7 protein-coding genes are annotated in these 16,332 nt (G+C 68.5%); 4 read left to right on the plus strand and 3 right to left on the minus strand.

Annotation, left to right across the window (positions count from 1 at the left end):
* Positions 1–597: 597 nt before the first annotated feature.
* The gene (locus tag K7G59_RS04610) at positions 598–2,127 is read right to left on the minus strand and encodes a UDP-N-acetylglucosamine 1-carboxyvinyltransferase (RefSeq protein WP_225830520.1); all 1,530 of its coding nucleotides are present in this window, start codon (positions 2,125–2,127) and stop codon (positions 598–600) included.
* 275 nt (positions 2,128–2,402) lie between these two features.
* Between K7G59_RS04610 and acnA the strand changes: the two genes are divergently transcribed.
* Complete coding sequence (gene acnA / locus K7G59_RS04615; RefSeq protein ID WP_308294992.1) at positions 2,403–5,120, plus strand: aconitate hydratase AcnA; 2,718 nt, start codon at positions 2,403–2,405, stop codon at positions 5,118–5,120.
* A 58-nt stretch (positions 5,121–5,178) separates the two neighbouring features.
* Here the strand turns inward: acnA and K7G59_RS04620 are convergent, their stop codons facing one another.
* Positions 5,179–7,884: a SpoIIE family protein phosphatase gene (locus tag K7G59_RS04620; RefSeq protein ID WP_225830522.1), complete on the minus strand. Its 2,706-nt coding sequence runs from the start codon at positions 7,882–7,884 to the stop codon at positions 5,179–5,181.
* Between the two features lie 756 nt (positions 7,885–8,640).
* Complete coding sequence (locus K7G59_RS04625; RefSeq protein WP_225830751.1) at positions 8,641–12,381, minus strand: GH92 family glycosyl hydrolase; 3,741 nt, start codon at positions 12,379–12,381, stop codon at positions 8,641–8,643.
* A 412-nt stretch (positions 12,382–12,793) separates the two neighbouring features.
* Here K7G59_RS04625 and ngcE point away from each other — a divergent pair, with 412 nt between their 5' ends.
* The 3 genes from ngcE to K7G59_RS04640 are packed head-to-tail and all read left to right on the plus strand — an operon-like array spanning position 12,794 to position 16,124.
* Complete coding sequence (gene ngcE / locus K7G59_RS04630) at positions 12,794–14,239, plus strand: N-acetylglucosamine/diacetylchitobiose ABC transporter substrate-binding protein (RefSeq protein WP_225830523.1); 1,446 nt, start codon at positions 12,794–12,796, stop codon at positions 14,237–14,239.
* 29 nt (positions 14,240–14,268) lie between these two features.
* Positions 14,269–15,195 (plus strand): carbohydrate ABC transporter permease, encoded by a 927-nt coding sequence (locus K7G59_RS04635; RefSeq protein ID WP_225830524.1) that lies wholly within the window; start codon positions 14,269–14,271, stop codon positions 15,193–15,195.
* A 5-nt stretch (positions 15,196–15,200) separates the two neighbouring features.
* On the plus strand, positions 15,201–16,124 hold the full coding sequence (locus tag K7G59_RS04640; RefSeq protein ID WP_225830525.1) for a carbohydrate ABC transporter permease: 924 nt from the start codon (positions 15,201–15,203) through the stop codon (positions 16,122–16,124).
* Positions 16,125–16,332 lie beyond the last annotated feature (208 nt).

A 16,332-nucleotide genomic window follows, 5' to 3' on the forward strand; every position in this document is an offset into this window, starting at 1 on the left:
CCCACGATCAGCACCGTAGGAAGACCGAATTTCCGCCCCGTGACGCCGCGAGAACGCCCGCGGTTACGCCCCCCGCACATGCCACCACGGCGACATGTGAGTCGAACCGGCCGAACCGGACCGTACGACCGCCCGGCCGGAGCCGCGGCGGCACCGGGCCGCCGAGGCGTGCGGCCCAGACCTCTGCCGCGGACCTCCCCCGAAGCACAGTGTGATCACCTCGCCTGGACTACTGCTCGTGCAGGTCATGAGGGTGGGTCGTGGCGCAGGCCGTTTCGACAGCACAGGGAGGAGTGCGCGGCGGTGCCGGTCGCGCTGCCATGGGATGACCCGAGTCCTCCCGGGACACCGGTCGAGGTCAAGCGCCGGTGGCCGAGGACCTGCAGCCTCCTGGTGACGGGACGTGAACGGGCGCGGGGCGACGCCGCCATCGTCGCGATCCTCGCAAAGCGATGACCGGACGCTGTCGCTCATGGAGCGCGGCCCGGAGGAGCCCACCGGGGGCGCAAAGTCGCAGAGAGGTCCCACGGATGCCGCCGCACCCCTTCCTGACCCGATTCAACGCAGGTCAGACAGGGTGCGGCCAGCATCCGCTCATCAAATGTCCCGGAAGGTCTCGATCTGCGCCCCGATCGAGTTCAGGCGCTCGGCGAGGTCCTCGTAACCCCGGTTGATGACGTACACGTTGCGCAGCACCGACGTGCCCTCGGCCGCCATCATCGCCAGGAGGACGACGACCGCGGGGCGCAGGGCCGGCGGGCACATCATCTCGGCGGCGCGCCAGCGGGTGGGGCCCTCGACCAGGACGCGGTGCGGGTCGAGGAGCTGCAGGCGCCCGCCGAGGCGGTTGAGGTCCGTGAGGTAGATCGCGCGGTTGTCGTACACCCAGTCGTGGATGAGCGTCTTGCCCTGCGCGACCGCGGCGATGGCCGCGAAGAACGGGACGTTGTCGATGTTCAGGCCCGGGAACGGCATGGGGTGGATCTTGTCGATCGGGGCCTCCAGCTTGGAGGGCCGGACCGTGAGGTCCACCAGGCGGGTACGGCCGTTGTCCGCGAAGTACTCGGGGCTGCGGTCGTGGTCGAGGCCCATCTCCTCCAGGACCGCCAGCTCGATCTCCAGGAACTCGATCGGCACCCGGCGCACCGTCAGCTCCGACTCGGTCACCACCGCGGCGGCCAGCAGGCTCATCGCCTCCACCGGGTCCTCGGAGGGGCAGTAGTCGACGTCGACGTCGATGTTCGGTACGCCGTGCACGGTCAGCGTGGTGGTGCCGACGCCCTGGACCTTGACGCCGAGCGCCTCCAGGAAGAAGCACAGGTCCTGGACCATGTAGTTGGAGGAGGCGTTGCGGATGACCGTGACGCCGTCGTGCCGGGCGGCGGCCAGCAGCGCGTTCTCGGTCACCGTGTCGCCGCGCTCGGTCAGTACGATCGGCCGGTCGGGGCGGACGGTGCGGTCCACCCGGGCGTGGTACTGGCCCTCGGTGGCGGCGACCTCCAGGCCGAACCGGCGCAGCGCGATCATGTGCGGCTCGATGGTGCGGGTGCCGAGGTCGCAGCCGCCGGCGTACGGCAGCTTGAAGGCGTCCATGCGGTGCAGCAGCGGACCGAGGAACATGATGATGGAGCGGGTGCGGACGGCGGCCTCCGCGTCGATCGCCGCCATCTCCAGCTCGGCGGGCGGCACCAGTTCCAGGTCGACGCCGTTGTTGATCCAGCGGGTGCGCACGCCGATGGAGTTGAGCACCTCCAGCAGGCGGTACACCTCCTCGATCCGCGCCACCCGGCGCAGCACCGTGCGTCCCTTGTTCAGCAGCGAAGCGCACAGCAGGGCCACACAGGCGTTCTTGCTGGTCTTCACGTCGATGGCACCGGACAGGCGACGGCCGCCCACGACTCGCAGATGCATCGGGCCCGCGTATCCCAGCGAGACGATCTCGCTGTCCAGGGCCTCACCGATTCGCGCGATCATCTCAAGGCTGATGTTCTGGTTGCCGCGCTCGATGCGGTTGACCGCGCTCTGACTGGTGCCGAGCGCCTCCGCGAGCTGCGTCTGTGTCCAGCCACGGTGTTGCCGCGCGTCACGGATGAGCTTGCCGATGCGTACGAGGTAGTCGTCTGCCATGAGGTTGAGGCTATCTCAGATATGAGATGGTGCCTGTTGGGGGGGTCCATTCGGGTGATGTCACGCGACATGAAAAAAGCGAAGGCTCGAACCGGCCGGGCATGACCATCCAGCGCCCATGTACTAGTGTTATCTCGACATCGAGATATCTGCCGAGGCGCACCGTGGCCGCCACTCGGTAAGGGTGCCCTAACTTAGCCTTGCCTCAGCGGTTCGGCCGGGTCGGTGTGGCGGCAGGATGCGGTGGTACGCGCACATCAATGAAGGAGACTGTCGTGTCGGCGAACAGCTTCGACGCCCGCAGCACGCTGCAGGTGGGCGACGAGTCGTACGAGATCTTCCGGCTGGACAAGGTGGAGGGCTCGGCCCGGCTGCCGTACAGCCTCAAGGTCCTGCTGGAGAACCTGCTCCGCACGGAGGACGGCGCGAACATCACCGCCGACCACATCCGCGCCCTCGGCACCTGGGACTCGCAGGCACAGCCGTCCCAGGAGATCCAGTTCACGCCGGCCCGCGTGATCATGCAGGACTTCACCGGCGTCCCCTGCGTCGTGGACCTCGCGACCATGCGTGAGGCCGTCAAGGAGCTGGGCGGCGACCCGGCGAAGATCAACCCGCTGGCGCCGGCCGAGCTGGTCATCGACCACTCCGTCATCGCCGACAAGTTCGGCACCAACGACGCCTTCAAGCAGAACGTCGAGCTGGAGTACGGCCGCAACAAGGAGCGCTACCAGTTCCTGCGCTGGGGCCAGACCGCCTTCGACGAGTTCAAGGTCGTCCCGCCGGGCACCGGCATCGTCCACCAGGTGAACATCGAGCACCTGGCCCGTGTCGTGATGGTCCGCGACGGCAAGGCCTACCCGGACACCCTGGTCGGCACCGACTCGCACACCACGATGGTCAACGGCCTCGGCGTCCTCGGCTGGGGCGTCGGCGGCATCGAGGCCGAGGCCGCCATGCTCGGCCAGCCGGTCTCCATGCTCATCCCGCGCGTCGTCGGCTTCAAGCTCACCGGTGAGCTGCGGCCCGGCACCACCGCCACCGACCTCGTGCTCACCATCACCGAGATGCTCCGCAAGCACGGCGTCGTCGGCAAGTTCGTCGAGTTCTACGGCGAGGGTGTGGCCGCCACCTCCCTGGCCAACCGCGCCACCATCGGCAACATGTCGCCCGAGTTCGGCTCCACCGCCGCGATCTTCCCGATCGACGACGAGACCCTGAACTACCTGCGCCTGACCGGCCGCTCCGAGCAGCAGGTCGCGCTCGTCGAGGCGTACGCCAAGGAGCAGGGCCTCTGGCTGGACCCGAAGGCCGAGCCGGACTTCTCCGAGAAGCTCGAGCTGGACCTGTCCACGGTCGTCCCGTCCATCGCCGGCCCGAAGCGCCCGCAGGACCGTATCGTCCTGGCCGACGCCGCCGAGCAGTTCAAGCTGGACGTCCGCAACTACGTCGACGACATCGACGAGGCGGGCAAGGAGTCCTTCCCGGCCTCCGACGCCCCGGCCGTCCACCCCAACGGCTTCCCGTCCAACCCGGTTCCGGTCACCGCCGCCGACGGCACGACCTACGAGCTGGACCACGGTGCGGTGACGGTCGCGGCCATCACCTCCTGCACCAACACCTCCAACCCGTACGTCATGATCGGCGCCGCCCTCGTCGCCAAGAAGGCGGTCGAGAAGGGCCTGACCCGCAAGCCGTGGGTCAAGTCCACCCTCGCCCCGGGTTCGAAGGTCGTCACCGACTACTTCGAGCGCGCCGGCCTCACCCCGTACCTGGACAAGCTGGGCTTCAACCTGGTCGGCTACGGCTGCACCACGTGCATCGGCAACTCCGGCCCGCTGCCGGAGGAGGTCTCCAAGGCCGTCAACGAACACGACCTCGCCGTCGTCTCGGTGCTCTCCGGCAACCGCAACTTCGAGGGCCGGATCAACCCCGACGTCAAGATGAACTACCTGGCGTCCCCGCCGCTGGTCGTCGCGTACGCCATCGCGGGCTCCATGAAGGTGGACATCACCAAGGACGCCCTGGGCACCGACCAGGACGGCAACCCGGTCTTCCTCAAGGACATCTGGCCGACCGAGGCCGAGGTCAACGAGGTCGTCGCCAACGCCATCGGCGAGGACATGTTCGCCAAGTCCTACAGCGACGTCTTCGCGGGCGACGCCCAGTGGCAGTCCCTGCCCGTCCCGACCGGCAACACCTTCGAGTGGGACGCCGAGTCGACCTACGTCCGCAAGCCCCCGTACTTCGAGGGCATGGGCATGGAGCCGGCCCCCGTCGAGGACATCACCGGCGCCCGTGTGCTCGCCAAGCTCGGCGACTCGGTCACCACCGACCACATCTCCCCGGCCGGTGCGATCAAGGCCGACACCCCGGCCGGCAAGTACCTCACCGAGCACGGTGTGGAGCGTCGTGACTTCAACTCCTACGGCTCCCGCCGTGGCAACCACGAGGTCATGATCCGCGGCACGTTCGCCAACATCCGCCTGCGCAACCAGATCGCGCCGGGCACCGAGGGCGGCTACACCCGCGACTTCACGCAGGAGGGCGGCCCGGTCTCCTTCATCTACGACGCCTCCCAGAACTACCAGGCGGCCGGTGTGCCGCTGGTCGTCCTGGCCGGCAAGGAGTACGGCTCCGGCTCGTCCCGCGACTGGGCGGCCAAGGGCACCGCGCTGCTCGGCGTCAAGGCCGTCATCGCCGAGTCCTACGAGCGCATCCACCGCTCGAACCTCATCGGCATGGGCGTGCTCCCGCTGCAGTTCCCGGAGGGCGCCAACGCCGAGTCCCTCGGCCTGACCGGCGAGGAGACCTTCTCCATCTCCGGCGTCACCGAGCTGAACGAGGGCACCACGCCGCGCACGGTCAAGGTCAGCACCGACAGCGGCGTCGAGTTCGACGCGGTCGTCCGCATCGACACCCCCGGCGAGGCCGACTACTACCGCAACGGCGGCATCATGCAGTACGTGCTGCGCAGCCTGATCCGCAAGTAAGCGGTACGGCACAGCGGACCAGGGCCGCATCCCCGGCGACGGGGATGCGGCCCTGCTGCTACAGCACGGACAGCTCAGGGGGCGGGAACCCGGGGAACCGGGGCAGCGCCACCTCCGCCCAGATCACCTTGCCCTGGGGGATGTACCGGGTGCCCCAGCGCTCGGTCATCTGCGAGACCAGGAACAGGCCCCGCCCCCCCTCGTCCGTCGTCGCGGCGTAGCGCAGGTGCGGCGAGGTGCTGCTGCCGTCGGCCACCTCGCAGATCAGTGTGCGGTCACGGATCAGCCGTACATGGATCGGCTCGGTGCCGTACCGGATGGCGTTGGTGATCAGCTCGCTCAGCACGAGTTCCATGCCGAAGCCCAGCTCGGACAGGTCCCACCGCTCCAGTTGGTCGGACACGGCGGCGCGCATCCCCGACACGGAGGCCGGGTCCCGCGGCACGTCCCAGTCCGCCACGTCCCCGGCCGGCAGCGCCCGGGTACGCGCGATGAGCAGGGCCACGTCGTCCCTGGGACGCTCGGGCAGCAACTCCTCCAGCACCGCCTGGCAGCCCTCCTCCGGCGACCGCTCGGGGTGCCCCGCCAGCGCCCGGCGCAGCAGCTCCATGCCCTCGTCCAGGTCACGCCTGCGGTCCTCGATGAGCCCGTCGGTGTACAGCACGAGCTGGGTTCCCTCGGCGAGCTCCAGCTCGGCCGTCTGGAACGGCATGCCGCCCAGGCCCAGCGGCGGCCCGGCCGGCAGGTCCGGGAAGGTGACGCTGCCGTCGGGGGACACCAGCGCCGGTGCCAGGTGGCCCGCGCGTGCCATGACGCAGCGGCGCGTCACGGGGTCGTAGATCGCGTACAGACAGGTGGCGCCCACGACGGCCCCGGCCGTGTCCGCGGAGCTCTCGTCCTGGTCGATGCGGCTCACCAGGTCGTCCAGATGCACGAGCAGCTCGTCGGGCGGCAGGTCGAGCGTGGTGAAGTTGTGCACCGCGGTACGCAGCCGGCCCATCGTCGCGGCGGCGTGCAGGCCGTGCCCGACCACGTCCCCGACGGCCAGCGCCACCCGGCTCCCCGGCAGCGGGATGACGTCGAACCAGTCCCCGCTCACGCCCGACTGGGCGGGCAGGTAGCGGTAGGCGACCTCCAGGGCGCTCTGCTCGGGCAGCGCCCGCGGCAGCAGGCTGCGCTGCAGGGTGACCGCGAGCGCGTGCTCGCGGGTGTACCGGCGGGCGTTGTCGATGCTGACCGCGGCACGGGCCACCAGCTCCTCCGCCAGCGACAGCTCCTCCTTGTCGAAGGCGTCCCGTTTGGAACGCCAGAAGTTGACCACGCCCAGCGCGACGCCGCTGGCCTGGATCGGGACGGCGACGAGCGAATGGATGCCGTACTCGACGATCTGCTGGGCGCGCTCGGGGTCCTGCACCTGCCAGTCCGGCGCGGCCGACAGGTCGGTCACCAGCTGGGTCCGGCCCGCGCCGTAGCCGCGCGCCTGCGGGGTGGAGGGCAGGAAGTGGATCAGCCGGCCCTTCTCGTAGAGGGGGTGGTCGTCCCGGACGCCGCCCACGGCCACCCGCCGCAGGTCCGTCGCCGTGGGGGCCGGCTCGTCCCCGTGCAGCACGGCGTCGGCCACGTCCACGGTGACGAAGTCGGCGAAACGCCCGACGACGAGCTGCACCAGCTCGTCGGCGGTGCGGACCACGTCGAGGGTGGTGCCGATGCCGAGCCCCGCATCGTACAGCAGCTCAAGACGCTCCCGTGCGGCCTCCGCCCGGCCGGAGACCGCCTGGAGCTCGGTGGAGTCGCGCAGGGTCACCACGGTGCCCCTGGGGCCTCCCGTCTGGTCCGTGGGCCGCTGGTTGACCGCCAGCAGCCGGCCGCCGGCGAAGTGCACCTCGTCGTTGGCCTCGCGGCCGGAGACGAGCAGCTCCGCCATCTCCGGCGCGAGGTCCGACAGCTCCGTCAGGTGCCGCCCCTCGGCCTCGGGGGACAGCTCCAGCAGCCGCCGGGCCTCGTCGTTGACCAGCAGCAGCTGCCCGTCCTCATCGACGATCAGCACCCCTTCGCGCACCGAGTGCAGCACCGTGTCGTGGTGCTCGTAGATACGGCTCATCTCCTCCGGGCCCAGGCTGCGGGTCTGCCGCCGCAGCCGCCTGCCCACCAGCGCCGTCCCCCCGGTCGACACCACGAGGGCTCCGGCCCCGGCGCCCAGGATGATCGGCAGTTGCTTGTTCACTTCGCCGGTGACGTTCTTGACCTTCAGCCCGGCGGAGACGAGGGCGATGACCTTGCCGTGGGGGTCGCGGACGGGCACGGTCGCCTGTACCTCTTGGCCGAGGGGGCCGTGGACGCTCTCGGTGTAGACCTTTCCCGCCAGTGACGGTCCGATCGTGCCCACGAACCGCTTGCCGATCTTGCTCGGGAGGGGGTGGGTGTAACGGATGCCCTTGGTGTCCATCACCACGATGAAGTCGACGCCCGCACTCGTGCGGCCCGCCTCGGTGAGCGGTTGGAGCACCTTGGACGGCTCGGGGGCGTGCAGCGCCGCGATGACGCCCGGAGAGTGCGCGAAGGTCTGCGCGACGGCGACGGACCGGCGCTTCGCCTCCGTACTGTTGTCACGTTCCGACTGCAGGACGAGGGCGAAGACGGCGCCGACCACGAGCACCACGACGAGTGCCAGATGCAGGACGAAGACCTGTCCGGCGACACTGCGCGGGCTCCTGCCGATCGAGCGTCGAACGATATGCCTGAGTCGGGCGAAAGTGTCCGACATGCAATATTTGTAGCACCGTGGTTCGCGGGTGACTACGGCTGGACCGATCGATGGACCTCATGTCCGGCTCGGCCGACGTGATGTCGATAACGATGTCAGGCTGCTGCGGCCAGCCCGGCCGGGTGATCCGGGGCGCCCGTCGGCGTCGGGCGCGGTCATCCGTGGTACCACCGCGTCATGCGTCTGCCGCCGGGACGCCGGCGGCCACGTCGGTTCGTGCCCGGCACCGGCCGGGTGGACGTCACGGTCGGCATCTCCTGCGCCGGCCGGGCCCCCGCCGAGGGCCGACCGGGCGGCCGCGAACCCGCTGGACCGCTGCTTCGACACCGTCCGGGCCACCGCCCGCCGCGCCTGACGCGCCCGGCGACCGACCGCCGACAGTCGCCCGGCAGAACGGCAGAACGGCAGAACGGCAGAACGGCAGAACGGCAGAACGGCAGAACGGCAGAACGGCAGAACGGCAGAACGGCAGAACGGCAGAACGGCAGAACGGCGGGACCTGGGACCGCCGGCGGCACGACGCGAGCGGCACGCACGTCACTGAACGGCGCCCCCGCCCCGACCGCCCTGGCCGTCACCAGGCCCGCGAACCGCAATGCCGTGGGCGCCGGCCGGGACCGGTGAAGGGCCTGCGTCTGCGCCGCCAGGCCCTTCACCGCCCCGGACGGCAGGGCCGTCCGGAGCGTCCGGCTGCCGGAGAACCCCGGCCTGCAGGTGTTCACGGCGGCCACGAGCACTGAGCCGCCCGGTCAGCCGTCAGGCCAGCAGCTCCACCTCCGCCAGCGTCGCCCGGCCGTCCAGCACCAGGCGGTACCTGGTGTACGTACCGGGCGCCGCGATCGTGAACGCGCGGGTCTGACGGTTCCAGGTGAACGTTTCGCCGGTGCGGTGGTCCAGCGTCTGCCAGTCCTTGCCGTCCGTGGAGCCCTGCAGGGTCCACCCGGTCGGCGCCTGCGTGCGGTCGGCCGGCGAGGTCAGCGTGTACTGGACGGCCTTGGCGGCGTCCTCGACCGGCAGGTCCACCGAGGAGAGCGTCGCGTCCGTCGCCGACGTGTTGTCGAACAGGGCGCCCTCACCCGTCAGGACGTCCCGGCGCGGGTGCGGCACCTTGTCGTCCTGGGTGATGGAGACCGGGGCCGCGTTCTTGCCCGTGCCCCAGGACGAGGGCTTGGGACCCATGGAGAACTCCAGCTCACCGCCATGGGACAGCAGCGAGTGGGGAAGCGAGGTCGACGTCCACGGCCGGCCGTTGAACGTCACGCCCTGCACGTACACGTTCTTCGCGCTGTTCTTCGGCGCCTTGACGACCAGGTCCCGGCCGTTCTCCAGATGCACGGTGACCTGCTTGAACAGCGGGGAGCCGATGGAGTAGTCGCCGCTGCCCATCACCAGCGGGTAGAAGCCGAGCGCGGAGAAGAGGTACCAGGCGGACTGCTCGCCGTTGTCCTCGTCGCCGTGGTACCCCTGCCCGATCTCGCTGCCGACATACAGCCGGGACAAGGCCTCGCGCACGTACCGCTGCGCCTTCCACGGCCGGCCGGCCGCGTCGTACATGTAGATCACGTGGTGCGCGACCTGGTTGGAGTGGCCGTACATGCCCATCCGCACGTCCCGGGCCTCGGTCATCTCGTGGATGACACCGCCGTAGGAGCCGACGAGGTCCGGGGAGGCCGTCTCGGGCGTCGTGAAGTACGCGTCCAGCTTGTCCGCCAGGCCCGCCCGGCCGCCGTACAGATTGGCCAGACCCCGGCTGTCCTGCGGGGCCGTGAAGGCATAGCCCCAGCCGTTGGTCTCCGTGTAGTCGTAACCCCACACGCGCGGGTCGTACTGTGTGGAGTCCACCCGCCAGTCGCCCTCGGCGGTGCGGCCGACGAAGAAGCCCGCCCTGGCGTCGAAGAGGTTCACATAGTCCCGGGCGCGGTTGAGGAAGTACTCGGACTCGTCCTTGTAGTGCTGCTCGCCCGTCTTCCGGTACAGCGCCTCGCCCATCCGGGCGATGCCGTAGTCGTTGACGTAGCCCTCCATGGCCCACGACAGGCCCTCGTGCGTGTCGGTGCTGGTGTAACCGAGGAAGGGCGAGGTGCTCATCCCCTTGCGGCCCACGCCCGACGCCGGCGGCACGACCGTGGCGTTCTTCAGCGCCGCCTCGTAGGCAGCCCTGGCGTCGAACTTCACGTCCTTGACGTAGGCGTCGGCGAACGCGACGTCCGAGGAGGTGCCGGTCATCAGGTCGGCGTAACCGGGGGAGGACCACCGGGAGGTCCAGCCACCGTCCTTGTACTGCTGCACGAACCCGTCGACCATCTCACCCGCCTGAGCGGGCGTCAGGAAGGAGTACGCCGGCCATGTGGTCCGGTAGGTGTCCCAGAAGCCGTTGTTGACGTACACCTTGCCGTCCACGATCTTCGCGCCCGTGTGCGTCGGCGTGTCCGGACCCTGCATGGGGGAGAAGGGCGAGGCGTACCGGTACTTCTCCCCGGCCTTCTCGAATCCGGAGTTCGGGTACAGGTACAGCCGGTACATGCTCGAGTAGAGCGTGGTCAGCTGGTCCGCGCTCGCGCCCTGCACCTCGACCTTGCCGAGGAGCTTGTCCCAGGCCCGCTGGGCCCGCTCCCTGACCGTGTCGAAGGAGGTGCCGTCCGGGATCTCCTGGCGCAGGTTGTCCCGTGCCTGATCGACGCTGATCAAGGAGGTCGCCAGGCGCAGGGTGACCGTGCGGTCCGCGCCCGCGTCGAAGCGCAGGTAGCCCTTGACCCCGCTCGATCCGCCGTCCGTCACCGGACGGTCGAACGCGCCGTACACGAACAGCCGGGTCGCCCCCGTCGACAGGCCCGACTTCACGTCCGAGTAGCCGGTGACGGTCCCGTGCTCCTTGTCCAGGGTCAGCCCTGCCTGCTCGGTGACGTTGTCGAACAGCACGCTCGCGTCCGCGCCCGGGTAGGTGAAACGCAGGACGGCCGCGTGGTCCGTCGGTGTCATCTCCGCCTTCAGGCCGTTCTCGAACCGCACCCCGTAGTAGTACGGCCGCGCGGTCTCGTTCTCGTGCCGGAAGGGCAGCGCACGCGCCGTGCGGCCGGTGTCCGGGGTGCCGGCCACCGCCGACGGCATCACCTGGAAGGTCTGCCGGTCGCCCATCCACGGGCTGGGCTCGTGGCTCGCGCTGAACGCCTGGATCGTGGGCAGGTTGTCGTCGTTGTTCGCTCTTGCGTACTCGTACAGCCAGCTCAGCGACGAGGCGTTGGTCACCGGCGTCCAGAAGTTGAACCCATGGGGCAGCGCGGTCGCCGGGAAGTTGTTGCCGCGCGAGAAACTGCCGCTGGAGTTGGCGCCGCGGGTGGTCAGCGCGTAGTCGGACAGATGTGCCTTCGGAGCCTGCGGCGCGACGGGCGCGATCGCCACGTCGTCGATCCAGCCACGGAACTTCGCCGGTCCGCTCGGGGAGTCGTAGCCCACGAGGATCCGGTCGACGGTCCTGCCGGCCGCCACCGAGCCGATGCGCGAGACCACGTTGTTCCACTGGTTGACGTACAGCGCCTTCGACTCGCCCTGGCCGCGCGGCGACAGCGGGAAGCCGTGCTGGTCCATGGCGCCCAGGCCGCTGAGCAGGGTGCCGTCGGTGAAGGCCAGGTCGACGGAGACGTCGGTGGCGTCGTAGTCGCGGTCGCCGTCGGCCATCGACGGGAAGATGCGGTACGACAGCTGGGTGTCGCCCTCGACCTTCACGTTCACGTCGAAGACCTTGTTGTACGAGTACGCCCGCCCGCTCGCCGTGTGCCGGCCGGCGTAGCGCAGTGCCCGCCTTCCGGTGTAGCCGGCCCGTGCCTTGGCCGTCGGGGAGCCGCTCGGGCCCCGGTCGACCAGGGACAGCATGTCCGGCGGCACCGGATCGCCCGTGCCGCCGGTGGAGAACTGGATGTCGGCGATCTGCAGGATGCCCGCGCCGTTGTTCTGCGTCACATCCAGCCGGAAGTGCTGGTACTCGGCCGGCTGGGGGAGGTCGTAGGACTTCGTCTGGAAGCGCTCGGTGAAGTTCTCGCCGGAACGGGTGTCGACGGTCTTCCAGTCGTGGCCGTCGCTGGAGCCCTGCAGCGTCCAGTCCCTCGGGTCGCGCGTGTCGAAGTCGTTGGCCGAGGTGAGCGCGTACGTCGCCAGCTTGACCGGCTTGTCCAGGTCGAACTCCAGCCAGCCGGTGGGCTGGAAGGTCAGCCACTTGGTGCTGGACTCCCCGTCGACCAGGTTCTCCTTCACCTCACCGGAGCCCGTGTTCTCGCCGCTCGCCCGGACGTCGGTGACATGATCGGTCACATTGCCCGGAATGCCGGTGCGGTAGCCGCCGTCGACGCCCGAGGCGCGCTTGGCGCCGTCCGGTCCGGTGTCGACGGTGTTCAGCCAGTCCGGCGCCGGATCGTTCACCTCGAACGAGGAGGTGAACTCCCGGTCGGCGGCCGGTGCCCTCTGGGGCAGTGCGACCGCCGCGCCCTGCGTCCCGACGGCCATGACAAAGGCGGCCGTGAGGACGACCGCCGGACCGTGTCTGAACCGAGTCTTGCGTTGTCTCTTGTGCTGCATCTACGGCTTACCCTCCTGCGCCGACTTCGGACAACGTTGTCAACTTCACGCGCAGGAATCAGTAGGTGGTCAAGTGGCCACGGGTGTCAAGGGTGTTGAATGTGGCATTCAGGCGCTGATGGCGGGAATTCTCCGCACCAGGTCCATACCGGGCGCTCGCATTTCCACCAGGTCTCAACTCGGAAAAGACCGATCGCGAACCTTGTATTCGATCTTGCTCCGTCGACCGGAAGTGGACTATACCTGTCGGCGTTTCCTGTACGACCCTGCACTACCCGACCGCGGTGCCGGCCAGGATCCGGTTCACCGCCTGAGTCCTGGAGAAGGCGAGGACTTGAGCATGGGATCCACTGCGCACCACGGTGGCGAGGGTGTCGGCCGCCGCGATCTGATCAAGCGTTCGGCCGCGCTCGGTCTGGTGGCGGCCCCCGGAATGGGCCTGCTGTCCGCCTGCGCGAGCAGCGGCGGCGACGGACAGAAGAAGGCGAAGGCGGGCAAGAAGACCGCAAAGAACCCGCTCGGTGTCAATGAGACGGCCGGGATGGAATTCGTCCTTTTCGACGGCGGCTTCGGCAAGGAGTACGCCGAGGACGCGGTCAAGGTCTACGAGAAGGACTTCCCCAAGGCCAAGGTGAAGTTCTCCGCCACCCAGAAGATCCAGTCCACCCTCCAGCCCCGTTTCAACCAGGGCACCCCGCCGGACCTCATCGACAACTCCGGCGCCGAGCAGATGGACATGGGTGTGCTCGTCGGCAAGAACCAGCTCGCGGACCTCACCGCGCTGCTGGACGCCCCGTCGTACGACGACCCGGCCAAGAAGGTCCGTGACACGCTGCGCCCCGGCATCGTGGAAATGGGCCAGTTCGACGGCAAGCCCGTCTGGATCCTGTACTACGCCTACACGGTGTACGGCGTCTGGTACTCCCAGAAGGCCCTCGACTCGCTGGACGAGCAGTACCCGCAGACCTGGGACGCGATGCTCAAGGTCTGCGAGAAGGCCAAGAAGAAGGGCATGGCCGGCTGGACCTACGCGGGCAAGTACCCGTACTACCTCCCCTTCTCGCTGTACCCGATGATCGGCAAGGTCGGCGGGCGGGAGGTGCTCGACGCCATCGACAACCTGGAGCCGAACGCCTGGAAGCACCCGGCGGTCAAGGCCTGTTTCGAGGCGTACTACGAGCTGTACAAGAAGGGCTACGTCCTCAGGGGCACCCCCGGCCTGGACCACATCCAGTCGCAGACCGCCTGGGCCCAGGGCAAGGCGCTGTTCATCCCGAACGGCTCCTGGGTGGAGAACGAGTCGGCCAATGTCATCCCGGCCGACTTCGACCTCGCCGTCTCCGCACCCTCCGGCATCGACGCCTCGGACAAGATGCCGTTCGGCACCATCTGGGCCTCCGGCGGCGAGCCGTTCATCGTGCCGGCCAAGGCCGCGAACCCCGAGGGCGGCATGGAACAGCTGCGCATCATGCTCTCGGAGGCGTCCTCGAAGAACTTCACCGCCAAGGTGAAGTCGCTGACCGCGTACAACGGCGGCACCACCGGAATCACCCTCACGCCGGGTCTGAAGTCCGGTGTGGCGGCGCTGGAGAAGGCCGGGTCCAACGTGGTGAATCCGCGTATTCAGGACTGGTACGTCCAGCTCCAGAAGGAGAAGATCGGTGTGTCCGGTCTCGGCGAGATGATGGCCGGCCGGCTCACCCCGGCGGAGGCCGTCAAGAGGATCCAGGGATTTGCCGACGAGGCCGCCAAGGATTCCTCCGTCAAGCACTACAAGCACCAGTAATCCAGCACCCTGACAGCACCGGAGTGGCGATGCAGCACGGCAAGTACCGGTTCATCGTGGGGTTTCTGGCGTTGCCCCTGGGACTGTACGCGCTCTTCGTGGTGTGGCCGTTCGTCCAGTCCATCTACTACTCGTTCACGGACTGGACCGGCCTGAGCCCCGACTTCAAGATGGTCGGCTTCGACAACTACAAGAGGATGTTCCACGACGACATCTTCTGGAAGTCGTTGCAGCACAGTCTGCTCTTCGCTCTGGTGCTGCCACTGGTGACACTGAGTCTGGCGCTTTTCTTCGCCTTCATGATCAATGTGGGCGGACGGCGGAGGAGGGGCGGCCCCGTGATCTCGGGGGTCCGGGGCTCGTCCTTCTACAAAATCGTCTATTTCTTCCCGCAGGTGCTCTCGATCGCGATCGTCGCGCTCCTGTTCCAGTACGCGTACAACCCCGACAGCGGCGCGGTCAACTCGTTCCTGCGCGGCATCGGCCTCGACAGCGTCCAGCCGCTGTGGCTGGGCGACCCGAAGTTCGCGCTGTGGTGCGTCATGGCGGTGCTCGTGTGGTCCACGGTCGGTTTCTTCGTGGTCCTCTTCTCGGCCGGCATGGCCTCCATCCCGGCCGAGCTGTACGAGGCGGCCCTGCTGGACGGCGCGAACCGGCTCACCACGTTCTTCCGCCTCACCCTGCCGCTGCTGTGGGACACCGTGCAGTCCGGCTGGGTCTACATGGGCATCATGGCGCTCGGCGCCGAGTCGTTCGCGGTCGTCCAGATCATGACGACCGGACCGGGCGGGCCCGACTACTCGACCAGCGTGATGGTCCTGTACGTGTACCAGAAGGCGTTCCGGGACGGCCAGGCCGCCTACGCCACCACCATCGGCGTCGCCCTGCTCGTGGTCACGCTCGCGTTCGCGGCGATCGTGATGCGGCTGGGCCGTCGCGAGCGGCTGGAGTTCTAGAAGCGATGAAGACGACCGAGCCCCCCGCCCCGCTGCCTGCCGAGTCCGGCACGAGCGTCGCCAAGGTGGACGTGCTCCCGGCGGAACCTCGAAAGCCCAGGAAAGAGGGCACCGTCCTCAACGCCTTCTCCCACGGCATCCTGGTCATCTGGGCGGTCATGGTGGTCATGCCGCTGCTGTGGGCGGTGATGACCTCCTTCAAGGACGACCGCTCCATCTTCACCTCGCCCTGGGCCCTGCCGCACCATCTCCACTTCGAGAACTGGTCGCGGGCGTGGACCGACGCCAACATGAGCGACTACTTCCTCAACACCGTCCTGGTGGTGGGCGGTTCGCTCATCGGCACCCTGGTCCTCGGCTCGATGGCCGCCTATGTCCTGGCCCGCTTCGACTTCCCGGGCAACCGGTTCATCTACTACCTCTTCATCGGCGGCATGAGCTTCCCGATCATGCTGGCGCTGGTCCCGCTGTTCTACGTCGTGAACAACATGGGGCTGCTGAACACGATCCACGGGCTGATCCTGGTCTACATCGCGTACTCGCTGCCGTTCACGGTCTTCTTCCTGACGGCGTTCTTCCGTACGCTGCCCACGTCGGTGGCGGAGGCGGCCTTCGTCGACGGTGCCTCACACACCCGTACGTTCTTCCAGATCATGCTCCCGATGGCCAAGCCCGGCCTGATCAGCGTGGGGATCTTCAACTTCCTGGGCCAGTGGAACCAGTACATGCTGCCCACGGTCCTGAACACCGACACCGACAAGAAGGTCCTCACCCAGGGCCTGGTCCAGCTCGCGGCCAGCCAGGGCTACAAGGGCGACTGGTCCGGCCTCTTCGCCGGGCTGGTCATGGCCATGCTCCCGGTGCTGGCGGCGTACATCGTCTTCCAGCGCCAGGTCGTCGCGGGCCTGACGGCGGGCGCGCTCAAGTAGCCCCCTTCGGGTCACAACTCGATCACGATCCGACGCCACCCTGTTCCAGGGTGGCGTCGACGTGTCTGGGGGGTGTACGCGGCGAAGAAGGGAAGTGACAGCGATTTCCGTCAAGTACTTGACTGCGGGAACCCGTACAGCCGAGCTTGGAGTTCATAACTTGTAAGTGGCCTGGTTCCATAGATGTGACCTGGCCCACGGGCGGCGC

Source organism: Streptomyces sp. NK08204 (assembly GCF_020400585.1).
Taxonomy (GTDB): Bacteria; Actinomycetota; Actinomycetes; order Streptomycetales; family Streptomycetaceae; genus Streptomyces.

What these genes read in the sequence shown, in the direction of transcription:
- K7G59_RS04640 (WP_225830525.1), top strand. Translation starts at nt 15,201, where the DNA reads ATGAAGACGACCGAGCCCCCCGCCCCGCTGCCTGCCGAGTCCGGCACG.
- K7G59_RS04635 (WP_225830524.1), top strand. Translation starts at nt 14,269, where the DNA reads ATGCAGCACGGCAAGTACCGGTTCATCGTGGGGTTTCTGGCGTTGCCC.
- K7G59_RS04620 (WP_225830522.1), bottom strand. Translation starts at nt 7,884, where the DNA reads ATGTCGGACACTTTCGCCCGACTCAGGCATATCGTTCGACGCTCGATC.
- K7G59_RS04610 (WP_225830520.1), bottom strand. Translation starts at nt 2,127, where the DNA reads ATGGCAGACGACTACCTCGTACGCATCGGCAAGCTCATCCGTGACGCG.
- K7G59_RS04625 (WP_225830751.1), bottom strand. Translation starts at nt 12,381, where the DNA reads ATGGCCGTCGGGACGCAGGGCGCGGCGGTCGCACTGCCCCAGAGGGCA.
- ngcE (WP_225830523.1), top strand. Translation starts at nt 12,794, where the DNA reads ATGGGATCCACTGCGCACCACGGTGGCGAGGGTGTCGGCCGCCGCGAT.